We start from the raw sequence: 23114 nt of genomic DNA on the forward strand, positions 1-23114 counted from the left end.
ATGAACTTCTTACAACATAAACAATTTTATCCCCTATTACTTTTATTACTAATGGGGGTTTTATTGTTTAGTAGTTGTGAAAATGACATGAAAGATATTGATCGACTGGCGAATATCCAAAAAGAAGAGGCAGTGGACATTTCTAAAAATGTAAAGATAATATATAGTGATTCTGCAAAAGTAAAAGCTCAATTAACTGCCCCAGAAATGCGCATTTATCATGATACAACAGGTAATTACGAATTTAAGAAAGGTGTTCAGATTATTTTTTACGATGAGGCCAACGGGCAAGAACTTCAACGGGTAACATCAGACTATGCTCTCCAACGTGCCAAGGAGAGCATTACGGAATTCAAAAAAAACGTAGTCATTACCCGCGCTGATGGATCAAAAATTAAAACAGAGGAATTATTTTACGACGAGAATAAGAAAATTTATTATAATCATGTCAACATCCTATTCGAAGACAAAGATGGTAAAGTCAGTTATCAAGCAGCCTCTTTCACCGCTGATGATAAATTAGTTGACATCAGGACGCAATTTCCCACAGGATATTTCACCCCCTCAAGTGACTCCCAATTACCTTCTTTCGGAAACTAAACGGGGCTAATGCAGGGAAATTATTATTGTTTTCATAGAATTATAAAATATTACATTTTTTTTCATAAAAGTTGTATCTTGCGCCTTGTTTTAAATTAGGTCAATTAAATAACTACGAACACTTAAAATACAGTATACAGATATGGGATTAATGGGGAATTTGCGTAACCGTGCCGGATTGGTAATATTCGTAATAGGTTTAGCAATTGTGGCATTTTTATTAGGAGACATTATCCAATCGGGAATGCCTTTTTGGATGAATAAGCAAAATCAAGTGGGGAGCGTGAATGGGGAATCCATCGAGTACCAACCTTTCAACGCTCAAGTAGACCAAACATCTACCATGTACCAGCAACAAATGGGCGGAGCAGAAACTCCCCAGATTAGAAATTTTGCTGTACAACAAGTTTGGAATCAATTCATTTCAAAAGAATTGTTAAACGCTGAGATTGAAAAGATTGGATTAACTATCAGCAAAAAAGAATTCAATGATTTAATCACCGGTGCTAACCCATCTCCGCAAATCACACAGACGTTTACGAACCCCCAAACAGGTCAATTCGATCGTAACTATCTAAACCAAGTTATAACTGAAGCGAAAAGTGGTAATTCGGAAGTAAGCGCACAGTGGGAGATGTTGCTGGATAATATCCGCACGCAACGATTAAATGAAAAATACGCCAATTTATTAAACAACGTTGTATACGTTACTGAATTAGAAGCACAGGATGAATATACTGCAAAAAATAAATTAGCAAACTTCAAATATGTACTGTTAGACTATTCTTCCGTAGACGACACAAAGATTAAGTTAACTGATGCGGATTATCAATCATACTATGATAAGCACAAAAACACCTTCAAAAACCCAGAAGAGACACGTGCTTTAGAATATGTTTTGTTTGATGCTAGTCCCACAGCGAAAGACTCGTTAACCACATTGACAACTATACAGAAGTTAAAGGCTGATTTGGTAGCATCTACAAATGACTCTTTATTCGCTACGCAGCATTCAGACACTAAATACCCTGTTTCTTATATCAAAAAAGGTCAAGTAAGTCCTGCATTAGATTCTGTTCTATTTAATGTGAGTGTAGGTACTACCGTGGGCCCCTATTTATCGAATGGTGCATACGAAATAGCCAAAGTAATTGACGCTAAATTCAGTCCAGACTCAGTTCAAGCCAGTCACATCTTATTAAATCCTACTGCAGAAGGAGGAGTTGATAAGGCCATGGCAAAAGCAGATTCTATTAAAGGCTTAATTAAGAAAGGCGACAGTTTCTCTGCTTTAGCTGTAGAATTCAGTCAAGATCAACAAAGTAAAATCAATGGAGGTTCATTAGGTACTTTCGCCCGTGGTCAAATGGTTTCGCAATTTGAAGAAGCAGCATTTGGTGGAAAACCAGGTGATGTAGTGGTCGTAAATTCTCAATTTGGTGTTCACGTCATAAAGATTGAGAAACAAGTGGGTAACTCAAAAATTGTAAAAGCAGCTATCGTAGACAAACAGATTACTGCTGGAAAAGAGACAACTGATGCCGTATACGCTAAAGCAAATGAGTTTTTTACTGGTGTAAATACTAAAAACTTTACTGAACTTGCTCAACAACAAGGATTGAAAGTTGAAAAATCCGCTAGAACACAAGCAATGGACAATACGCTAAATGGATCCGAAATTCCTAGAGAGCTAATCCGTTGGGCATTTGAGGTAGAAGAAGGTGAAGTGTCCGATAAAATTTTTGAAACCGACAGTCACTTTATCGTAGCAAAAGTAAACAACATCAATGCAAAAGGTATTCAATCATTGAATGCAATAAAAGCTGACATTGAACTTGGTGTTAAAAACTTCGTGAAGGCGCGTATGTTAAAAGAAAAAATGGACAATGCGCTTAGTGGTGCGACCTCTATTGATCAAGTAGCACAAAAGTTGGGCAAAGCTGCAATTAGCGTAGAAAATATTGTGTTGGCTAACCCCGTCATTCCTGGGGTAGCCTTGGAAAATTCAGTAGTCGGTACTGTGTTTGGTCTACAACCAAATAAACCGTCTAAAGCAGTTGAAGGATCTCAAGGTGTATACGTTGTTCAAGTAAGCAACTTCGTAAATCCAAAAGAGATGGTAGACACAGAGAAAAAAGAACAACAAAAACAATTGTTATCGAGCAGACAGCAACGTGCTTGGGGCTCTATATTCAAAGCTCTTCAAGACAATGCAGATATAGATGACAATCGTATTAGATTCTATTAACATATTATATTTATTTTTGTAGCCGGACAGTAATTTGTCCGGCTTTTTTTATACTTATGCGAGATGGATATTCAGGAAAATATAGTTAACAAAGTAGCACAAAGCGGTCTGCTTACGGTAGACTTAGCTAATTATGCTCCGAAAGAGGATATCACTATTTACGACGTCAAAGACAATCTTTTTCATGGGCTAATCTTAAAGGAAAAAGATTTTAGAGATTTCGTAAAAGATCATGATTGGTCAAATTATCAAGACAAAATTGTTGCTATTACATGCTCAACGGACGCTATCGTTCCCACTTGGACATACATGATATTGGCGAACAAATTAACACCGTATGCAAAATCAGTTCATTTTGGCACTGTGGAAGAAGTACAACAGCGACTTTTTCTTGAAGAAGTAGCCAAGATAGACTATTCACAATACCAGGATCAAAGAGTGGTGGTAAAGGGATGTGGAGATATTTATGTTCCGGAAAGTGCTTTTGTACTATTTACCGCTCAATTGAGCGCTGTTGCCAAGAGCATCATGTATGGAGAGGCCTGCTCTACCGTTCCGGTATTCAAACGAAAAAGTTAAACTTTTTATGGGTAAGATTGTCCTATTTAACATGAGAAAACTATATATACTTATTTTGTCTATATTATTTACGACTTCCGTAAGCATGGGACAAAGTGCATTACCTTATTTAAAAGAACCGACGTTCAAAGAAGGCGAAAAGTTGACTTATAAACTTAAATACGGCTTCATGTCTGCTGCCACAGGAGTTCTATCCGTAAGTAAATCCAGTTTAAAATTCAGTGGGAATAATACTTTTCACCTAAATGCAGTTGGAGAAACGTCGGGAGCATTCTCCGTATTTTATACTGTCAAAAATAAATATGACTCCTATATAGATGGCGACACCTATCTTCCGCACCTATATACCGAAGATATACGAGAAGGTAGCTATACACGTAAAGAATATGCGACGTTTGATCACAGAAACCGGTCCGTAAAAGGTAGAAAAGGCACCTTCAAAACACCTGTTTTGCAAACATTTGACCTTTTATCTGCCTATTATTTCGCTAGAAACCTAGATTTATCTTCTCTCAAAAAGGGGGACGCCTTTAAGATTTCTTACTTTTTAAATGACGAAGTTGAACAACTGGGCATCACTTACGAAGGAATAGAGAAAATAAAAACCAGTTTAGGTACCGTTGAATGTATCAAATTTAGCCCAGAAATAAAACCTGGACGTATCTTTAAAAAGAACAGTAAATTATATCTTTGGGTAACAAATGACGGAAATCGAATTCCAGTACGGGCGCATGTCGAGATTCTAATTGGATCCATCACCATGGAACTCACAGATGCTAAAGGGTTAAAATACGGACTTGGAAAAAAAGTTAGCTATTCAAAATAAATCATGATTGAGGTTGGTAATGTGTTAGTCCATGAGGACTTGATAAACAACGATTTTGTTTGTAATCTATCAAAATGCAAAGGGGTCTGTTGCGTAGAAGGTGACTCCGGGGCTCCCCTACGTAAAGACGAAACACATATATTAAAGGAAATATATCCCAAAGTAAAGCCCTTCATGACTGCAAAAGGAATTGAAGCTATTGAAGAGCAAGGCACCCATGTTATCGATACAGATGGCGATCTAACAACTACATGTGTAGATGGAAATAAAGAGTGTGCTTACGTTACCTGGGAAAATGGCATTACTAAATGCGCTATTGAAAAAGCATATGAGCTGGGCGAAATACACTGGAAAAAGCCGATTTCGTGCCACCTCTATCCTATTCGGACCACACATTACCCAGAATTCGATGTGCTTCATTACGATAGATGGCATATTTGCAAGGACGCGTGTAGTTTTGGAAAAGAGCTACAGGTGCCCGTCTATCAATTTTTAAAAGATCCACTCACCCGCGAATACGGAGAAGAGTGGTTTGAAGAATTAGATAAAACTGTCAAATCTTTATAAGGTTATTTTTCTTATCTTTAAAGCATCATTTATACTCTATTTGGTATTTACCATCATTCATGCTGAAGTTAAAAGAGATACAAAAACCCATAGCAACAGAACTGTCAACTTTCGAAGTAAAGTTTAAGCAATCTATGCAGAGCTCTGTTCCGTTATTAGATATTATCACTCAATATTTGTACAAGCAAAAGGGCAAGCAAATGCGTCCTATGTTTGTGTTTTTTTCTGCAGGACTGTGTGGTACAATTAATGAATCGACATATCGTGGTGCTTCATTGGTAGAACTGCTTCATACAGCCTCCTTGGTTCACGATGACGTAGTCGATAACGCAAATGAGAGAAGAGGTTTTTTCTCTGTCAACGCCTTATGGAAAAATAAAGTTGCTGTCTTGGTAGGAGACTTTCTCCTTTCTAAGGGATTGCTTCTATCCGTAGCTAATCAAGAACATGAATTACTCCGAATCGTATCCGAAGCTGTTGAGCAAATGAGCGAAGGCGAGCTCTTACAAATTGAAAAAGCGCGTAAGCTGGACATCAAAGAGGACATTTACTATGAAATTATTCAAAAAAAGACGGCATCCCTTATTGCTTCATGTTGTGCCTGTGGCGCTTCGTCGGTGAATGCAACTCCAGATACGGTAAAGAGAATGCGTGAATTTGGTGAAAAAGTAGGCATTTCTTTTCAAATCAAAGATGACCTGTTTGACTTCGGTGTGGATGACATCGGCAAACCCGTAGGGAATGATATTAAAGAAAAAAAAATGACATTACCCCTCATCTATGCATTAAGTAAGACGACTTCTACTGAAAAAAGACGAATCATTAATCTGGTCAAAAACCACAATGATGATAGTAAAAAAATCGAAGAAGTGATTCATTTTGTACGAAGCAGTGGTGGATTGGAGTACGCAACCCAAAAAATGTTAGCTTACCAACAGGAAGCGTTTCAAATTTTAGCACAATTTCCAGATAGCATTTATAAAACAGGATTACAACAATTGGTAAAATTCACCACAGAAAGAAAAAAATAAGCTATGAGTCACGAATTAATGTTTTTTGGAGGATTTATTATTTTTATCATCCTCATGCTTGCTATAGATTTAGGATTGTTTTCAAAAGGCGACAAACCTGTATCGTTCAGAGCCGCGGCAATCATGTCTGCGGTGTGGGTGCTTTTCGCTTTAGCATTCGGACTAGTACTTTATTTTTGGGGAAATGAGCTACACAATATTCACGATATAGCTCGACTCAAGGAAATCATCACAAAAAATCTACATAATATACAAATCATTGAATCCGATCTAGCAGCAAGTATTCAAATTTACAACAAAAACCTAACCATCGAATATTTAACAGGCTATGTCGTCGAATATGCCCTCTCGGTAGACAATATCTTCGTTATGGTACTGCTATTTTCCTCTTTCGGTATCCCAGAAAAATATTATCACAAAGTACTGGTGTGGGGAATAATAGGCGCTGTTCTATTACGCTGTATCTTTATTTTCGTGGGGGCTGCATTGATCGCTAAATTTGGTTGGATACTTTATGTATTTGGAGCCTTTTTAGTCTTCACCGGTATTAATATGTTTATCAACCGCAACACGGAAGAAGAGGTGGATCCCCAAAACCACCGTGTTGTAAAATTTGCTTCCAAATATTTTAAAGTCACTCCTAAATTAGATGGAGGCCACTTCTTTCACGTAGAGAACGGTGTAAAATACATGACTCCTCTATTCTTGGTGTTATTGGTTATTGAATTTACAGATTTGGTTTTTGCAGTAGATTCAATTCCCGCCATATTTTCTATCACTAAAGATCCTTACATTGTATTCTTTTCAAATATTTTCGCTGTGCTAGGATTACGATCTATGTTCTTCCTCTTGGTGAATGTAATCCATAAATTCCATTACTTAAAAGTAGGTCTCGCTTTCTTATTGGTATTCATTGGAGCAAAGATGTTATTACATGGTTGGTTGGAACAGCTAGGCTTCAAAACTATTCATTCGTTGATAATTATCGTTGGAATATTGGCTATCAGTATTATTGCTTCACTGGTCTATCCTAAAAAAGAAAATTTAACGAATTAGCATATAAACACGCATAATCTATTTGCATCAGTCGCCATAAGGCTTGTTTAGGGGTTGGATTAAGTGAAGGTTTGAAGTTTGTTATTATTAAAAGAAGGTTTTTCTTAAGCAAATTTCCTTTGTCGCTTAGACCGCGACTGGTCCATACTTTTTTCATCAAGAACTTATTATTCAAAGGCATTCAAGAGCCTCTGCGGGGGTTTGTCTTGCCAAAAGTATGCAAAAGCGTATCGCTCGAACCTTTTGGCCGTAAGGATAGTGCCTCCCATTGCCATTGCCAAACCGGAACGAAGTGGAGCTCAGCGTAGCTAAAGCTTCACAGGCGACATTTTTCGGGAATGTGGGGATAGTGCATTTGTAGTACAGTTATGTACGTCAGCTGAATTGAAAAAAGACGGCCTTAGCGGATTTGGACGAGTAGGCAGCAGAAGATGCGATGCAGAAAGGTTCGAGTTTGTACTTTCTAAGCAGGTCTCAGCCTTTGAAATGGGATAGTGCGTTGGAGGCCTAAGAGCTGCGCGCTGCATCTTCGCGTCGCCGAAACGACAAATACGGTATCAGCCTTGATTTGTTTGCTTCTTTATTCATCAAAGGAATAAAGAAGGCCCTGTCGTGGCAACGACGGAAAGGCAAAGCGAGGGGCAAAAAACTGTTTAAGAAAAACGTTCTTTTAGCATCACTAATATTCCTCAGAAAACCGGATTGATCCATTTTGTGTATTAAACAAAATAGTTGGAAGGTGATAAAGAGAAAATAAAAAAGAGGGAGCTTTCTCTTTCAATGCTATACATATTTCAGCTGTCCACGCGGAACTTATTTTAAAACTACGCTTGATCTACCCATAATAGCATTATCCGCATATAATAACACCGTATATGCACCTTTTTTAAATCCCTTAGCTGAATCTTTCCATAAGAATTGATATTCTTCTCCTCTATTGGTAAAACGAATTGTTTCCTTGGTAGAATATTGAAGCTTATCACCATGAATATAAAAAACATTATTTGCATTGGCGATTAAATTGCCTTGTGGATCTATAACTCGAATAAAAATATCTTTATTCCCTTCTACAGCTAACGGATTATCGGCAATAGTAAATTTGATCTGTAATTCATCAACTCGCTTCGCCTTCGTTTCAATTTCAATATTACCCCTTCTGGATATTTCAATGCCATTCACCTGGATATTGGAAACCTTTATAGACGACGCAATATTAACTTTATCATTAAGGTCTTTATTTTTCTTCGATATTTCCTCAATATGTTGAGATCTCTCGCGGACTTTCGAGGAAAGCAATTCATTTTCCCTTGCCAGCATATCGTTTTGAAGCTTTAACTCATTCATATTAACCTTCAGATTAGCGACATTGCTTTTCAATATGACTACCTGCTGTCTTGCAGACTCCAACTCCTCTTCTGATATTCCAGAAATTTCCAGCTTTTGCCGAAGCCCTTCAATGATATTTCTTGCTTCACGTTCAGAGGCCATAATATCTCCAGATAGGGCAATATCTTGGTTACTTAAATTATCTAATTCGGCTTCAATTCGGTCTATCTCAATCTGCAGGCTTTCCTTCTCTAATGTTACGGTATATAGCTTTTCACCGGAAGATTTAAATTTCACATAGAAGTAAACATTTGTCAATAATAACGCAACGATAGCTATTATAAAAAAATAAATTTTGGAATTATCTCTTTTCTCCTCCGACGCTCCACTCTCTCGATTTGCACTTTTCACTTCCATAGTCTATTCGCTATTGCTTTTTCGATTACCGTAAATATTTCTCATCCTGCAATTGGTTTACAAAAATTATTCCAATTTAACTTATTCGAAGTAATTAAGAACATCAAACCCGCCATCTTTAAGATATTGTGCCTTGTGCATCAATTGCAAATCTGACAACACCATCTCTGAAACCAGCGTTTCGAGGGTATATTTGGGTTTCCATCCTAATTGATTTTGTGCTTTAGAAGAATCGCCGATCAGCAGATCCACTTCTGTAGGTCTAAAATAACTCGGATCAACTTTTACGACCGTTTGACCCAATTTTATATGCTCAGGATTAATATTTAGTGATTGTAAACGCTCTTCATCTCTATCGATTACTACTCCTTTCTCACTTTCTCCACGACCGCTAAATTCAATTTCTATACCCAATTCAGCGAAACTCAGTCTCACAAAGTCTCTCACGGTCGTAGTCACCCCGGTAGCAATTACAAAATCTTCAGGCTTTTCCTGTTGCAAAATAAGCCACATCGCTTCAACGTAATCTTTAGCATGCCCCCAGTCTCTTTGCGCAGAGAGATTTCCTAGGTATAATTTATGTTGCAAACCCAAAGCAATCTTTGCGACAGCTCTGGTAATTTTGCGTGTGACAAATGTTTCTCCACGAACCGGGCTCTCGTGATTAAATAAAATACCGTTACAGGCAAACATGTTATAAGCTTCACGATAGTTTACAGTAATCCAATACCCATACATCTTGGCAACAGCATAAGGACTACGTGGGTAAAACGGAGTAGTTTCACTCTGAGGCACCTGCTGCACTAGCCCATATAGTTCAGATGTAGAAGCTTGATAGATTCTTGTTTTTTCCGTTAGACCTAGCAAACGCACCGCCTCTAGCACTCTAAGAGTTCCTATACCATCTGCATTCGCAGTGTATTCAGGTGTATCAAAACTAACTTTTACATGGGACTGTGCTGCCAAATTATATATTTCATCTGGCTGTGTCTGCTGAATGACGCGAATCAAATTGGTGGAGTCGGTCAAATCTCCATAGTGTAGAATAAAATTGCGATTGTCTAGATGAGGATCTTGATAAAGATGATCGATTCGGTCTGTATTAAAAAGTGAACTTCTCCGCTTTAAACCGTGTACAATGTAATCTTTTTTAAGCAGAAATTCGGCTAAATAAGCTCCATCTTGACCAGTCACTCCTGTAATTAAGGCTATTTTACGCGTATTTGATTCCATATTAAGCAATATTGTCCAAACTTAGATAACTTTCCCTTTATATGCAAGTCACCGCAACAGCATATAAAAAGAAAGTTAACGTAAGATAGCGCTTAACGAAGACACTATTCGCTCAAGGATTTCAAACTATAGTGCGGCTAATGCAGCATCGTAATTCGGCTCTTCCACCGTCTCTTCAACCTGCTCCGTATAGATTACCTTCCCACTTTCATCCAACACCACTATCGCACGGCTCAACAATCCTTCCAAAGGCCCCTCAATAAACTTTACACCGTATGCATCCGAAAAATTAGCGTCTTTATATTCCGAAAGTGAGACGACATTTTCCAACCCTTCTGCTGCACAAAAACGTCCCTGTGCAAAAGGCAAATCTTTAGAGATACATAAAACGATCGTATTTTCCAAACTCGAAGCCTTTTCATTAAATTTCCGTACAGATGCGGCACATGTACCTGTATCCACACTAGGGAAGATATTTAAAATCACCTTTTTACCCGAAAAGTCTTTTAAAGATTTTTGGGACAGATCACCGGAAGTTAATGAAAAATCTGGAGCATTAGATCCTACTTGTGGCAAAGTGCCTTTTGTATTTACAGGACTTCCTTTAAATTTTACTTGACTCATATTAAAATATTTTTTTTGAATATACCTAATTCATGCAACTCTATTAAAAAAAGACAAAAAATTATTTTTATTAATAAAAAAATACTATGTTAGCATTATATTTTATCTTCATTAGCTAACCGAAGACGTATATGAACCAGACATGCTAGCACATTTATACTCAAAGTTTCAAACAGAAAAACTATAAGCGCATATGAAATGTTTATATTCCGAAACGAGCTTGCGAGCTCATTGATACAGATGAAAGCAAATACTTATCAATAAACACAAAGAAACGTGAATATTCAATATGACCATAAAAAGTCAAACCGCAAAGCGTTCACGAATACCATTGAACATATATTAATGAATAATTAGATGCATATGAAAAAATTACTACTTAGTTTATTATTGGCCAGCCCTACTCTATTATTTGCACAAGGTTCTCAGGTCAATACACAAAGTCTGAAAGCGGTAGGTATGGCCGGTGCTGGATCAGCATTATTTGTCGATGAGGCGAGTATTTTTTATAGTCCCGGCGCGTTAGCCAAAATGGACGGTAACGCCATCTCTATTGGTGCTTCTGCAATTATGTATCGATCGGCTTTTAGGGAATACAACAGCACTGAAATTCACGAAACGAAATTTAAAATTACACCTCCATTTTCTGTTTTTGCGACTCTCGGGCCCAAGAATTCATGGTGGAAAGCCGGTATTGGTGTCTACACTCCATTCGGAGGATCGGTTGATTGGGGAACGGATTGGCCTGGAAAATACGAGCTCAATCATTTACAGATGAGAGCCATTTACATTCAGCCTACATTAAGTTTCAAGATCACGGAGAACTTTGGTATTGGTGGTGGATTTGTATACAATGTTGGTCTGGTTGATTTGTCCCGTTCAATACCAGTAACTATGGCAGATGGTAGCAGTGGCCAGGCGAATCTATCGGGTACCGGCACAGGTATGGGATACAATCTAGGGGTACATTACCATTTAGAAGACAACGTATCCCTATCGCTAAGCTACCGTTCAAAAGTTGTTACAAAGCTCAAAGATGGTGATGCTGATTTTTCTGTCCCTCCATCGCTTGCTGCATCCTTTCCCAACACCACTTTTAACGCAGAATTACCGCTACCCGCTTCATTTAATTTTGGAATAAGCTTTCCTGCAAGTTCAAAAGTGGATATCGCGGCCGATGCTACATTTATTGGGTATGATATTTATAAAAGCTTAGATTTTGATTATGCAGACAACACGCCTGTCTTACAGGACACCCACCAGGAGAAAAAGTACGAAAATGCGTTTTCAGGTAAGGTAGGTGTTAATTACAAGACCTGTGAGATGCTTACGTTGCGAGCCGGTGTAGGGTACGTTTATACACCCGTAAGGGGACCTTATGTCTCTCCAGAAACACCAGATAACAACAGGATGATGGCTTCTGCAGGTTTTACATATTTGCTTTCGGATAAGTGGGATTTGACTGCTGCTTATGTACTTCAGAAAGTACAAGCACGTACCGTAACGAACAAAGCTTCCGGATTATCAGGCACATACAAGACCAATATTCATGCGCCGGGCATATCGCTAACTTACAAATGGTAACAACATTATGAAATATCCGTGTAGCACGGGCCACACAAACACGAATGACCACGAAGTAGCATGAATGCCTTTAAAAAAATAAAATACGGCACGAATAATATAATTTGGATATTCCATATGATCGTTAAAAGACAAACCGCAAAGCGTTTATGAATACCATTGAACATATATTAATGAATAATTACACACATATGAAAAGATTAAACAACACAATAAAGATATATTTAGGAATTATTTCCCTGTCTCTTACCACGTATGCGTGTGCCCCGGAAATAGATTCATTCGAATCCTCTGCTGGCTCGGATGTGGATTTCACAAAATACATTGCTGTAGGCAATTCCCTTACCGCAGGATTTGCCGATAGAGGTCTTTATTTGGAAGGACAACAGGTCGCTTTTCCAAACTTGATTGCGGAACAACTGAAGAATGTCGGAGGAGGTACTTTCAATACACCATTTTTCTCTGAAGAACAGCGCAATGGATCGGGGTATCTCCAATTGAAATCATTAACAGATGGTCAGCCTGTCATGGAGCAAGTGACATCCAATTTAGCGTATCGCGAAGCGGGTAAACTCACAAAATATACCGGAAAAATCCATAACTACGGCGTACCGGGTATGCGTGTAGATTTAGCTTACATACCCCAATTTGGTGCGTTAAACATGTATTTTGAGCGTCTATTACCCGAAGCAGAAGTAGGTACAAAAAGCTATTTTGATTTTGTGACAACAAGAAGTCATACCTTTTTTTCATTTTGGCTGGGTAATAATGATGTATTAGGATACGCTATGAATGGAGCCTACGAAAATCCAGAAGATGCTACTACCACTTTTACCTCGGTAACGAATTTTACCAATGGGTATGGAAATTTTATCAATACCTTAACCACAAATGGACAAAAAGGCGTGGTAGCCACTATTCCGGATGTAAGTACGATACCATTTTTTACAACAGTCACTACGGCACGTTTACAGGCGGGAGTTGAAGCATCTACTGGCGGCGCATTTGACGAAATTTACATTTCCACGGCTTCAGGAGTACGCATAGCTACAGCAGAAGATCTATTTACCTTATCTTTCCCGACTGATACGCTCGGGAAAACAAGTAATGGAATTCTAGCGTACGGTTTAATTCCTCAGAACCCATTACATGACCGATTTGTAATCGATAAAGATGAAGTTGCGGAAATAGCCGGTCGTGTAAATGCGTTTAACACAGTTATCAAACAAGTGGCAGCGAGCAAGAAACTCGCCATTGCAGATGCACACGCGTATTTAAATAAGGTAAAAACGACTGGAATTTCTTATAATGGAATAAATGTGAATGCTGCTTTTATACAGGGAAATGCATTTTCACTTGACGGCATCCATCTTACGCCTTTAGGCAATGCTTTAATGGCCAACCTATTTATTGATGCAATCAATTTACAGTATAATGCACGGATACCCAAAGTAGACGCAACCAAGTATAGGGGCGTTAAATACCCTTAGAAAAAACAAGCGACGTCCACCTAGAATCCTTGGGCGTCGCTTATTTTACATACAGTCGACAAGAAACTTCTAATTTTTTATTTAGATTTGTGTTTCTAAAACAGTCGTATGCAAGTCCACTTAAATCGTAAAAATCAAGCTGTTCACTTTGAGGCCTCAAGCGAACTGTCTACTGTAAAAGTAAATATAGACGGCTCCGAGTCTATTGGTGGAGAGGGTAAAGGTGTAAGACCAATGGAGCTCATTTTGATGGCTTTGGGATCTTGCAGCGTGTTCGACCTAACTACCATCCTCCAAAAACAGCGTCAAGAAATAGAAGATATAGAAGTGATCGTAGAGGGAAAAAGACGTGACGCGGTTCCAAATATCTTTACCGCAATCCATATCACCTTTTTGCTGAAAGGCAAGATTGACGAAGTCAAAGCCTATAAAGCCGCAGAACTCGCAGTCAAAAAATATTGTTCGGTTCACGACATGCTGGCAGCAGGCGGGGTGGACATTACCTACAGCATTAAGATAAATTAATAAGCGCTTTACATAGCGCTTTTCTTTTTCCAAATTTTTTCTGACCAACGGCCGACAATCCAAAAAGAGACTGCTAATATCAGAAAGAAAACCGTACGGTTGATATTATCCCACAGGTATTCTACAAACCGGGTGTATAGATTCAACAAAAAGAATACAAATCCAATATCTCTGGAGATATTATCTTTGGCTTTCATACCATATAGGGCCAAACCTAAAGAAAGTGCAATAGCCAATAGTCCCCAATAGAAAATCTCATATTGTCGTATCGTTGTCCAGGCGTCAAAATCACTATAATTTCCAAAAATAGACAAGCACCATAATGCGATCATTGTATATAGGAGTCCAACCACATAACTGGTTGATTGGAAAGGTCGCAATGTAGGTATTCGAGGTTGTCCCCATAGTGCAAATACGGTCAGTAATATTCCAAAAATAGTAAATCGTAATGGGTAATTCATTCCCCAAAACCGAAAGCCCCAGTCACTGTGGTATGCGGTTTCCGTTGCAAACCAAATACCGAGTGCCCCTAATGTAAAAACCCAGATCAACTTACTATATAATTTTACGGATAGCAGGCCATATATTATTATCGATAGCAGAAATAATATCGTAAAATGATTGGTAGCTCGATCTACTACTTGTCCCAAAAAGCCAATACTCGCAGCGGTCGAAAAAGAACCTGCCAACATTAACGTTTCATTGGACAAGGTCTTTTCTGGAAATTTTTTCTTATTCCTAAACCCAGCCACATAAAATAGGGCCGCCAACGCGCCAAAGAAGATACAGAAAGCAAGATTTGGTGCTTCATAAAAACGTTCCACAAAGTTCACCAATGTATCGTCAGAAAACAGGGACACCACGGAGAAGACCAAGGAGGCCAATGCTACCCAAAAAGCATACCGTGCCAACATTTTCCATTCAAACCCCCTTTCATCAATATTGTCTCTCAGTTCCGTCACTTTCGACTGTTCTAAAAGACCTTGTTCTTGCCAATGATTTAGTACTTCTTGGACCACTTCGATTTCCTGCTTACTCAAATCAATTTTTTTCACGAGAAGAACTTTAGTATGATCAATAATACGGAATAATTTAAGTAGATAATTTGGATTATCAAACTTAAAATAAATTTAATTCATTTTCAGCACCTTCTTTTCTCCCTCTAAAAATCTGTAACTTTGCAAATTGCAAAAACTCAATGTTCAATGACGAAATCAAAAGCAGTAGACCTAGGGGATCAAAGTGAAGTAGAAGTATTTGGAGCGCGTGTTCACAATCTTAAAAACATTGATGTATCCTTTCCAAGAAATCAGTTGGTGGTTATCACCGGCCTGAGTGGTAGTGGTAAATCATCACTTGCCTTTGACACAATCTATGCGGAGGGGCAGCGTCGCTATATGGAAACATTTTCCGCGTATAGCCGACAGTTTTTAGGTGGATTGGAACGACCAGACGTGGACAAGATTTCGGGGTTGAGTCCAGTTATTTCTATTGAACAAAAAACTACAAGTAAAAACCCACGTTCAACTGTAGGAACCATTACAGAAATATATGATTTCTTACGTCTGCTTTATGCGCGCGCGGGAGAAGCATTTTCGTTCGTGACAGGTAAACGCATGGAGCGTATGTCTGAAGAGCAGATCGTACAACGTATCCTGGATGAATTTGCGGACCAAGCTATATATATATTGGCTCCAGTCGTAAAAGGACGCAAGGGACATTATCGTGAATTATTCGAACAGATACGTAAACAAGGCTACACTAAGGTACGTGTTGATGGCGAAATTCTGGATCTTGTCCCTAAAATGCAGGTAGACCGTTATAAAATTCATGATATTGAAACGGTAGTAGATCGTCTTCAGGTTAATGAAAAAGATCAGAAAAGATTGTACACCTCGGTGATGCAGGCGATGAAAACGGCAAAAGGAATTATAAAAATAGCTAATAAGGAAAATAAAGAGCAGTTTTTCAGCCGTTATTTAATGGATGCGGAATCCGGTATTTCATATGATGAGCCACAGCCTAACTCTTTTTCTTTCAATTCACCGTATGGAGCTTGTCCTAAATGTGACGGTTTGGGATACATTTTTGAAATTGATAAAAATAGTGTTATCCCAGATCGTAAATTGAGCGTACAAAAAGGCGGAATAATTCCATTAGGGCCACTTCGTGAATCCTGGAATTTTGCGGTATTAAAAGCTGTAGCAAACAAATTTGATTTCAATTTAGCAACCCCGATTGAAAAACTCACGGAAGATCAGATTGATATGCTGCTATTCGGAATAGACGAACCTATTCCACTATCCGTTTCTTACGGATCGTACGGCGCCCGCGAATATCGTGTTCAGTTTTCCGGGGTCTTCAAAATGTTGGAAGAAATGAATGGAAAACAGCATGACGACGTTCCTTCGTTGGAAGATTTTCGCACGAAAGTAGCCTGTCCAACTTGCCAAGGCGCCCGGTTAAAAAGAGAGTCACTCCATTTTAAAATCGATAGCAAAAATATTAGTGAGCTTGCGGCAATGGATATTTCTATGCTGATGGAATGGTTTGATCAATTAGAAGATCGTCTGGATGAGCGTCAACGCACCATTGCAACTGAAATACTCAAAGAAATACGCACGCGCCTAGGCTTCCTACTGGATGTAGGCCTAAGCTATCTCACCTTGGACCGTTCGTCGAAAACACTATCAGGAGGTGAAGCGCAACGTATCCGTCTGGCGACTCAAATAGGTTCCCAGTTGGTCAATGTTCTATATATCTTAGATGAACCCAGCATTGGGCTTCACCAACGTGACAATGAACGGTTGATCAATTCACTTAAAAACCTACGGGACATAGGGAATTCCGTCTTGGTCGTAGAGCACGATAAAGACATGATTTTGAATGCAGATTACGTTATCGATATGGGCCCCGAAGCAGGTGTCCACGGGGGACAGGTTGTCGCAGAGGGTAGACCCGCAGACATCTTAAAAGCCAAATCACTTACTGCCGAATACCTGAACGGCAAAAAACAAGTAGCAATTCCTACAAAACGCCGCGAAGGGAACGGCAAGCACCTTACCCTGGTGGGTGCAACTGGAAATAATCTAAAAAACGTGACGATTGATTTCCCTTTAAATAAACTAATTTTGGTAACTGGTGTATCTGGATCGGGAAAATCCAGCTTAATAACAGGCACCCTCTACCCTATTCTAAACCATCATTTTTTTCGTGCAAAAGCACATCCTCTCCCCTACAAAGGGATTGAAGGGCTTAAAGAGATTGACAAGGTAATCGAAATAGATCAAAGTCCTATTGGTCGTACACCACGATCTAATCCCTCTACCTACACTGGAGTTTTCTCTGATATACGAACCTTATATGTTCAGCTACCAGAAGCGAAGATTCGGGGTTACAAACCAGGGCGTTTTTCCTTCAATGTAAAAGGTGGACGTTGTGAAACATGCCAAGGTGCAGGTCTAAAAATTATCGAAATGAACTTTTTACCCGACGTACAGGTTCCATGCGAAACCTGTCAGGGAAAGCGGTATAATCGGGAAACACTAGAAGTACGTTTTCGCGGAAAATCGATTTCTGATGTGCTGGATATGAGTATTGATGAAGCGGTGGCTTTCTTTGAAAACATACCTTCCATTTACCGCAAAATAAAAACTATGCAAGATGTTGGATTGGGCTACATCACTTTAGGACAATCCTCCACGACCCTATCAGGTGGCGAGGCACAACGTGTCAAGTTGGCAACCGAGCTTTCTAAGAAAGATACAGGGAATACTTTTTATATTCTGGATGAACCCACAACTGGTCTACACTTCGAAGATGTAAACGTTCTCCTTGATGTAATCCATCGATTAGTGGATCGTGGAAATACAGTGCTGATTATTGAACATAACCTCGATGTTGTAAAAGTAGCTGATTGGGTAATCGACATGGGGCCTGAAGGAGGTAAAAACGGAGGAAAACTACTATTCTCAGGTATTCCCGAAGACTTAATCAAAGAAAAAAATAGTGAAACAGCCCGATTCCTTAAGTTGGAGATGGAATGAAGCCTTCAAGATTATCGGCAACACTCCTCAGAAAAAAATTAGTGAGAGATGCAGAGTGTCTAGTAGCATCTCTCATCCTTCATGTACTGGGATATCAGAAAACCTTCTCAAACTTGGCATAGAGTTTCCAAAAACACTCCGCCTCTTCTGCAGTGAAAGACACCTTCTTCCAGTCATTCAATACCAACTCAATATCTTTTCCCTCTACCTCATACTGCCCAAAAAATAAAACATCTCCCTTTAAGTAAAGACCGAAGTGCTTATGGAGGGTGTGCAGAATATCTACTTCTACATGCTCAAAAAATAAGACAGCATTTTCCTCAAAAGGAAAAGACACTGGTCTTGGAATAAATGAACTGTTTTCGACAGCCATAAACCTACTTTTACTATAGGCAGGAAAATATATCTGTGGTAAATCGGCAAGGTAACCTATCCCTCCTTGATCAACCTGAAATGCCTCTCTTCCCAAGAACGGTATTTGCGCTAGATTTTTAGTATTCTTTCCCCCCTTTTCCTCAACAAAATAGTCTTCGAAATTTAAAATTTCATTTACCGTCAGTTGTTTTTCAAGCAATTCAGCCACGGGTATGCTAAAATATTTTGCAATCTGCAAAATAACTTCGATGCGAGGTTCCGCTCTAAATTCTTCGTAGGACGAAATATTACCTCTCGTTAGTCCAAAAAGTTCCGCAAATGCCTGCTGACTTAACCCCTTCACTTTACGAAGTTTCTTAATGTTGTTCCCGATCTGACTCATTTATAATTTTTTTCAAAAAAGTATTGCAAAATATTTTTGCATTTACTACCTTTATGCAAACATAATAAGCAAATATATAAAATTATTAGCCAATGCATTTTAAAAAGGTAGAAAAATTCATTACTGATCTAGATTTCACAATAGTATCGAAGAATGCAAAAGATGGTGTACTTCTTGTAGAAAGCGAATCAGATGGTATCCGGAACCTCATTATAGGGGTCGCGCCTCCTATCATTATTTTCGAGCAATATCTCTTTACCTTACGCGAAGACAATCTGTTTACATTCAGATCTATGTTGATCAAGAACCGAGATATCGTACATGGCGCTTTTGCACTAACAGAGGATGGAAGACGCGCTATATTCCGTTATACATTACAATTACACAATCTTGATCAAAACGAATTTGAGGCAGCTATTAATTCCCTTTCCTTGCTTCTAAGCGAATATTATGAACAGTTAATTAAGTTTTCAAAATTATAACAGCGATACACAATAACATGATGAATATTTTTAAAAGGCTTTTAAAAATCGGGCAATCCGAGATCCACGCATTAGTAGATAAGATGGAAGACCCGATCAGCATGACCGAACAAGGAATCCGTGATCTAAAAGAAGAACTTGCGACCACAACGGAGCGATATGCTAAAGCCAAGGCATTTCAGATTCGCTCTGACAATAAAATTGCGGAGAATAAGGAAAAAATAAAGCAACTGGAGGATAAAGCTATGCGAATCCTATTAAAGGCCAATACAGGTGAAATTACAACGGAAGCTGCAAATAAGCTGGCGAAAGAAGCCTTATTACAAAAAAAAGATCTTATAGAACATACACTTACATTACAGACACAAGTAGAAGGCCACAAACTTACGTTAAACGAAGTTGCTCAAAATCTCGAAATTTTACAACTAAACATTTCTAAATGGGAAAAAGAATTAACAACTTTAAGAGCCAAACAAAAAGTGAGCACTGCATCGGAGTTAGCAAATAAGCAAATAGCTAATATGGAGAATAATAGCACAATTGATATGCTAGAGCGATTGAAGGCAAAAGTAGCAACTGATGCATCCTTAGCGGATGCTTATGGAGAAATCGCAGCGCAGAACGCAGCGGACAAATTCAATCAGCTTGATGAGGTAAATAAAGCAGTTTCTGAAGAATTAAACGAGTTGAAAAAACAGCTAGGATTAAAGAACAGAACTGATATGTAATATAGACGGGCAACATTTAACGATAACAAATTAAAAACAATACAATGGCTGAAATTCTAGACCTGTTATTTAATCCATTGCCGAATGCAATAATGACTACTCTGACCAGTATATCTTTATTGTACTGGCTTCTTACTATGTTTCTGGGAGACGGTTTTGATTTTGGAGATACCACTGTTGATGTCGATTTTGAGGGCGGGGATATACAAGATATCGATTCGCCGGATGATTTGGATACCAACGGCGACATACAGCCATCCTTTTTATCTAAAGCTATGGATTTTATAAATATTGGCAAAGCACCACTCATGGTAATCGTGACGTTATTCAAATTTATCGGCTGGATGATAACAATTGCATCTTCCTTCGTATTTAACCTTTCTTCATATGGATGGAAATCTGTTTTTGTGCTCCTTCCAATATTCTTGTTAACCTATTTTTTAATGCATTATGTTACTATTCCGGTAGTTAGGCTCTATAAAAATGTAGGTTATTTTGGCGAAGAGGCACTTGATTTTTTGGGACGATCCGGTAAAATGCGATCTACTATACAGGGAGAAAATGTAGGCTCTGCAGAATTTATCGTGGATAAGGATGTAATCCGACTCAATGTAAAAAGTAAAAGTGGCGAAACGATAAATTATGGTGACGATATCGTCGTGATCGACGAAACCCCTGACAAAAAATACTATTACGTAACAAAGGATATAAATTTAAACAACATTTAATCACAAAAACCATATCAACTAAATGACAAATAACACATTATTATTCATAGATGGCATCACTGGAGTCATCTTGATAGGAATAGGTGCTATCATCTTTCTGATCGTCGCCTTCTTCATTGTATTAAGTATGTTCTACAAGAAGATTCCTCAAGGTAAATCAATCGTACGTACAGGTATTGGCGGATCAAAAGTAGCGTTCAATAAAGGTATGTACGTGATTCCTGTATTCCATAAAATGGAAATCATGGATATTTCCATTAAAAAAATCGAAATCGCCCGCATGCAAGGTGACGGCTTAATCTGTAAAGACAACATTCGTGCGGATATCAAAGTAGCTTTCTTCGTTCGCGTCAACAAATCCGTTGATGACGTCATTAATGTAGCACAAAACTTGGGTTGTGATCGCGCAAGTGAGCCAGAAACATTAAAAAATATCTTTGAAGCCAAATTTTCCGAGGCGCTGAAAACAGTTGGTAAAAAATTCGACTTTATTGAACTGTACGAAGCAAGGCGCGAATTTCGTGACGAGATACTCAATATCATCGGTACGGATTTAAATGGATATATCCTAGACGACTGTGCAATTGATTATTTAGAGCAAACCGAACTTCAGTTTTTGAGTACCGAAAACATCTTGGATTCGGAGGGTATCAAAAAAATCACGGAACTAACGGCCAGGCAAAATATGAACGCCAATCTTATTCGTCGTGAAGAGGAAAAAGTAATCAAAAAGCAGAATGTAGAAGCTCGTGAAGCTATTTTAGAATTGGAACGGCAATTAGCAGAAAAAGAAGAAAAACAACGTCGCGAGATAGATAACATTAAAGCCCGTGAGGAAGCCGAGATAACGAAAGTTCGTGAAGAAGAACGGCTAAAGGCAGAGACCGTTCGTATTTCTACCGAAGAATCCTTAGCTATTCAAGAAGAAAACAAACTGCGTCAGATCATTATCGCGGAAAAAAACAAATTGCGTACGGACGCTGTAGAGACAGAACGTGTAGAAAAAGACCGAGCGTTGGAACAGACGGAACGCGAACGTATTGTGACCCTAGCCCAAATTGATAAAGAGCGATCTATTGAAACCGAGAAAAAGAGTATTCAAGGGGTGATTAAAGAGCGTGTCCAACTGGAAAAAGGGGTTATTGAAGAACAACAAGGTGTTAAAGATCTGGAGGTTTTCCGTGAAGTGGAACGTATTAAACAAGCTGGTGTAATAGCTGCTTCCCAGGAAGCGGAAGAAAAATTAATTTCCACCGTAAAGGCAGCTGAAGCAGCCAAGATTGCCGCAGAACAGGAAGCAGAGAAAAAAGTAATTGATGCAGATGCCTCCCTTAAAATAGCCGAAAAGAAAGCACAGGAAGTACTCATTGAAGCCGATGCAAAGAAAGAGGCTTCTGCGAAGGATGCCGAAGCTCGCAAAATCATTGCAGAAGCACAAGCGAAAGAAGATGCTGCTTTAGGCTTATCAGAAGCTGAAGTCATGATTGCAAAAGCAGAAGCAGCTCAAATCCAAGGTGCTGCAGAAGCAAACATTGTAGAGAAAAAAGCGGATGCCATGCGTAAGGAGGGTTTGATGGAAGCAGAAATCATTCGTGAAAAAGCGATGGCAGAAGCCAGAGGTATAGAAGAGAAAGCGGAAGCCATGAAGAAATTGGACGGTGTAGGAAAAGATCACGAAGAATTCAAGTTACAGTTACAAAAAGAACGGGACATCGAGCTTGCACACATCAATATCCAAAAAGATATTGCGGCAGCTCAATCAAGTGTCTTAGCAGAAGCCTTAAAATCCGCGAAGATTGATATCGTAGGTGGCGAAACCATGTTCTTCGAAAATATTGTTCGCCAAGTTTCGAATTCAAAAGGTTTCGATCACTTAATCAACAATTCCAGACATGCGTTAGATATCAAAGATTCTTTATTGGGTCCTGATGGAAAAGGTGATTTAGCAGAAAAAGTCCGCGGATTAGCTGATAAATATGGAATCTCATCGAATGACATTAAAAATCTGACTGTCTCCGCAGCCCTAATCAAATTACAACAGGCAGCCAAAGAAGCGGAAGACAATGAGGATACCGGATTTATCAATTCATTATTTGGTCTTGCCAAGAATTTGGGCATTTCGAACAAGAAATTAATATAGCCAAGTTTGTCCGCTGTAACTGAGTGGGCCTCGTTCCTCTTGCAATGGCGAATGCGTTTGTCGTCATTGCGGGACGGAACAATAAGACACAAAAGAGTATAATTTCAGGAGTTAACATTCCAAATAA

20 protein-coding genes are annotated in these 23114 nt (G+C 38.8%); 15 read left to right on the forward strand and 5 right to left on the reverse strand.

The genetic code is table 11. The features are described from left to right. The 7 genes from lptC (at position 1) to FAZ19_RS14485 (ending at position 6907) form a co-directional block, all read left to right on the forward strand. Entirely contained in the window at positions 1 to 600 is a 600-nt protein-coding gene (lptC, locus tag FAZ19_RS14455; RefSeq protein WP_136821458.1) for an LPS export ABC transporter periplasmic protein LptC, read from the forward strand. A 142-nt stretch (positions 601 to 742) separates the two neighbouring features. Next, a complete protein-coding gene (locus FAZ19_RS14460) occupies positions 743 to 2848 on the forward strand; it encodes a peptidylprolyl isomerase (RefSeq protein ID WP_136821459.1) in 2106 nt (701 codons plus the stop codon). Between the two features lie 63 nt (positions 2849 to 2911). After that, positions 2912 to 3427 (forward strand): DUF2480 family protein, encoded by a 516-nt coding sequence (locus FAZ19_RS14465; protein ID WP_136821460.1) that lies wholly within the window; start codon positions 2912 to 2914, stop codon positions 3425 to 3427. A gap of 31 nt (positions 3428 to 3458) precedes the next feature. Then, positions 3459 to 4253: a DUF3108 domain-containing protein gene (locus tag FAZ19_RS14470; RefSeq protein ID WP_136821461.1), complete on the forward strand. Its 795-nt coding sequence runs from the start codon at positions 3459 to 3461 to the stop codon at positions 4251 to 4253. 3 nt (positions 4254 to 4256) lie between these two features. After that, the gene (locus FAZ19_RS14475; RefSeq protein ID WP_136821462.1) at positions 4257 to 4820 is read left to right on the forward strand and encodes a DUF3109 family protein; all 564 of its coding nucleotides are present in this window, start codon (positions 4257 to 4259) and stop codon (positions 4818 to 4820) included. Positions 4821 to 4879: 59 nt separating this feature from the next. Beyond that, positions 4880 to 5851, forward strand: a complete 972-nt coding sequence (locus FAZ19_RS14480; protein ID WP_136821463.1) for a polyprenyl synthetase family protein — start codon at positions 4880 to 4882, stop codon at positions 5849 to 5851. Between the two features lie 3 nt (positions 5852 to 5854). Further along, entirely contained in the window at positions 5855 to 6907 is a 1053-nt protein-coding gene (locus tag FAZ19_RS14485) for a TerC family protein (RefSeq protein ID WP_136821464.1), read from the forward strand. Positions 6908 to 7720: 813 nt separating this feature from the next. On the opposite strand, the gene FAZ19_RS14490 is transcribed toward FAZ19_RS14485, so the two are convergent. The 3 genes from FAZ19_RS14490 to tpx all read right to left on the reverse strand — a co-directional run bounded on the left by FAZ19_RS14490 (position 7721) and on the right by tpx (position 10507). Further along, positions 7721 to 8650 (reverse strand): hypothetical protein, encoded by a 930-nt coding sequence (locus FAZ19_RS14490; RefSeq protein ID WP_136821465.1) that lies wholly within the window; start codon positions 8648 to 8650, stop codon positions 7721 to 7723. Positions 8651 to 8731: 81 nt separating this feature from the next. Next, on the reverse strand, positions 8732 to 9883 hold the full coding sequence (gmd, locus tag FAZ19_RS14495; protein ID WP_136821466.1) for a GDP-mannose 4,6-dehydratase: 1152 nt from the start codon (positions 9881 to 9883) through the stop codon (positions 8732 to 8734). Positions 9884 to 10009: 126 nt separating this feature from the next. Next, on the reverse strand, positions 10010 to 10507 hold the full coding sequence (tpx, locus tag FAZ19_RS14500; RefSeq protein WP_136821467.1) for a thiol peroxidase: 498 nt from the start codon (positions 10505 to 10507) through the stop codon (positions 10010 to 10012). Between the two features lie 363 nt (positions 10508 to 10870). On the opposite strand from tpx, the gene FAZ19_RS14505 reads away from it, so the two are divergent. The 3 genes from FAZ19_RS14505 (at position 10871) to FAZ19_RS14515 (ending at position 14106) form a co-directional block, all read left to right on the forward strand. Continuing rightward, positions 10871 to 12091 (forward strand): OmpP1/FadL family transporter, encoded by a 1221-nt coding sequence (locus FAZ19_RS14505; protein WP_136821468.1) that lies wholly within the window; start codon positions 10871 to 10873, stop codon positions 12089 to 12091. A gap of 191 nt (positions 12092 to 12282) precedes the next feature. Continuing rightward, on the forward strand, positions 12283 to 13581 hold the full coding sequence (locus FAZ19_RS14510; protein WP_136821469.1) for an SGNH/GDSL hydrolase family protein: 1299 nt from the start codon (positions 12283 to 12285) through the stop codon (positions 13579 to 13581). A 108-nt stretch (positions 13582 to 13689) separates the two neighbouring features. Next, complete coding sequence (locus FAZ19_RS14515) at positions 13690 to 14106, forward strand: OsmC family protein (RefSeq protein ID WP_136821470.1); 417 nt, start codon at positions 13690 to 13692, stop codon at positions 14104 to 14106. 8 nt (positions 14107 to 14114) lie between these two features. Here the strand turns inward: FAZ19_RS14515 and FAZ19_RS14520 are convergent, their stop codons facing one another. Next, the gene (locus FAZ19_RS14520) at positions 14115 to 15161 is read right to left on the reverse strand and encodes a DUF2157 domain-containing protein (protein WP_136821471.1); all 1047 of its coding nucleotides are present in this window, start codon (positions 15159 to 15161) and stop codon (positions 14115 to 14117) included. A 150-nt stretch (positions 15162 to 15311) separates the two neighbouring features. Between FAZ19_RS14520 and uvrA the strand changes: the two genes are divergently transcribed. Continuing rightward, the gene (gene uvrA / locus FAZ19_RS14525) at positions 15312 to 18152 is read left to right on the forward strand and encodes an excinuclease ABC subunit UvrA (RefSeq protein ID WP_136821472.1); all 2841 of its coding nucleotides are present in this window, start codon (positions 15312 to 15314) and stop codon (positions 18150 to 18152) included. A gap of 94 nt (positions 18153 to 18246) precedes the next feature. On the opposite strand, the gene FAZ19_RS14530 is transcribed toward uvrA, so the two are convergent. Beyond that, positions 18247 to 18909, reverse strand: a complete 663-nt coding sequence (locus tag FAZ19_RS14530; protein WP_136821473.1) for a helix-turn-helix domain-containing protein — start codon at positions 18907 to 18909, stop codon at positions 18247 to 18249. A gap of 92 nt (positions 18910 to 19001) precedes the next feature. Between FAZ19_RS14530 and FAZ19_RS14535 the strand changes: the two genes are divergently transcribed. Genes FAZ19_RS14535 through FAZ19_RS14550 form a run of 4 tightly spaced genes read left to right on the forward strand, consistent with a single transcriptional unit; the run spans position 19002 to position 22987 of the window. Continuing rightward, positions 19002 to 19391 carry a type III secretion system chaperone family protein gene (locus FAZ19_RS14535; protein ID WP_136821474.1) on the forward strand — a complete coding sequence of 130 codons (390 nt, stop codon included), beginning with the start codon at positions 19002 to 19004 and terminating at the stop codon, positions 19389 to 19391. Positions 19392 to 19408: 17 nt separating this feature from the next. Continuing rightward, the gene (locus FAZ19_RS14540; RefSeq protein ID WP_229707589.1) at positions 19409 to 20119 is read left to right on the forward strand and encodes a PspA/IM30 family protein; all 711 of its coding nucleotides are present in this window, start codon (positions 19409 to 19411) and stop codon (positions 20117 to 20119) included. A 44-nt stretch (positions 20120 to 20163) separates the two neighbouring features. After that, positions 20164 to 20847, forward strand: a complete 684-nt coding sequence (locus tag FAZ19_RS14545) for a hypothetical protein (protein ID WP_136821475.1) — start codon at positions 20164 to 20166, stop codon at positions 20845 to 20847. 22 nt (positions 20848 to 20869) lie between these two features. After that, complete coding sequence (locus FAZ19_RS14550) at positions 20870 to 22987, forward strand: SPFH domain-containing protein (protein ID WP_136821476.1); 2118 nt, start codon at positions 20870 to 20872, stop codon at positions 22985 to 22987. Positions 22988 to 23114: the final 127 nt, after the last annotated feature.

Origin of the sequence: Sphingobacterium alkalisoli, from assembly GCF_005049105.1 — a bacterium.
GTDB classification, from domain to species: domain Bacteria; phylum Bacteroidota; class Bacteroidia; order Sphingobacteriales; family Sphingobacteriaceae; genus Sphingobacterium; species Sphingobacterium alkalisoli.

Excerpts from the sequence above, each read along its gene's own strand:
- lptC (WP_136821458.1), top strand. The coding sequence starts at position 1 with ATGAACTTCTTACAACATAAACAATTTTATCCCCTATTACTTTTATTA.
- FAZ19_RS14460 (WP_136821459.1), top strand. The coding sequence starts at position 743 with ATGGGATTAATGGGGAATTTGCGTAACCGTGCCGGATTGGTAATATTC.
- FAZ19_RS14465 (WP_136821460.1), top strand. The coding sequence starts at position 2,912 with ATGGATATTCAGGAAAATATAGTTAACAAAGTAGCACAAAGCGGTCTG.
- FAZ19_RS14470 (WP_136821461.1), top strand. The coding sequence starts at position 3,459 with ATGAGAAAACTATATATACTTATTTTGTCTATATTATTTACGACTTCC.
- FAZ19_RS14475 (WP_136821462.1), top strand. The coding sequence starts at position 4,257 with ATGATTGAGGTTGGTAATGTGTTAGTCCATGAGGACTTGATAAACAAC.
- FAZ19_RS14480 (WP_136821463.1), top strand. The coding sequence starts at position 4,880 with ATGCTGAAGTTAAAAGAGATACAAAAACCCATAGCAACAGAACTGTCA.
- FAZ19_RS14485 (WP_136821464.1), top strand. The coding sequence starts at position 5,855 with ATGAGTCACGAATTAATGTTTTTTGGAGGATTTATTATTTTTATCATC.
- FAZ19_RS14490 (WP_136821465.1), bottom strand. The coding sequence starts at position 8,650 with ATGGAAGTGAAAAGTGCAAATCGAGAGAGTGGAGCGTCGGAGGAGAAA.
- gmd (WP_136821466.1), bottom strand. The coding sequence starts at position 9,883 with ATGGAATCAAATACGCGTAAAATAGCCTTAATTACAGGAGTGACTGGT.
- tpx (WP_136821467.1), bottom strand. The coding sequence starts at position 10,507 with ATGAGTCAAGTAAAATTTAAAGGAAGTCCTGTAAATACAAAAGGCACT.
- FAZ19_RS14505 (WP_136821468.1), top strand. The coding sequence starts at position 10,871 with ATGAAAAAATTACTACTTAGTTTATTATTGGCCAGCCCTACTCTATTA.
- FAZ19_RS14510 (WP_136821469.1), top strand. The coding sequence starts at position 12,283 with ATGAAAAGATTAAACAACACAATAAAGATATATTTAGGAATTATTTCC.
- FAZ19_RS14515 (WP_136821470.1), top strand. The coding sequence starts at position 13,690 with ATGCAAGTCCACTTAAATCGTAAAAATCAAGCTGTTCACTTTGAGGCC.
- uvrA (WP_136821472.1), top strand. The coding sequence starts at position 15,312 with ATGACGAAATCAAAAGCAGTAGACCTAGGGGATCAAAGTGAAGTAGAA.
- FAZ19_RS14530 (WP_136821473.1), bottom strand. The coding sequence starts at position 18,909 with ATGAGTCAGATCGGGAACAACATTAAGAAACTTCGTAAAGTGAAGGGG.
- FAZ19_RS14535 (WP_136821474.1), top strand. The coding sequence starts at position 19,002 with ATGCATTTTAAAAAGGTAGAAAAATTCATTACTGATCTAGATTTCACA.
- FAZ19_RS14540 (WP_229707589.1), top strand. The coding sequence starts at position 19,409 with ATGATGAATATTTTTAAAAGGCTTTTAAAAATCGGGCAATCCGAGATC.
- FAZ19_RS14545 (WP_136821475.1), top strand. The coding sequence starts at position 20,164 with ATGGCTGAAATTCTAGACCTGTTATTTAATCCATTGCCGAATGCAATA.
- FAZ19_RS14550 (WP_136821476.1), top strand. The coding sequence starts at position 20,870 with ATGACAAATAACACATTATTATTCATAGATGGCATCACTGGAGTCATC.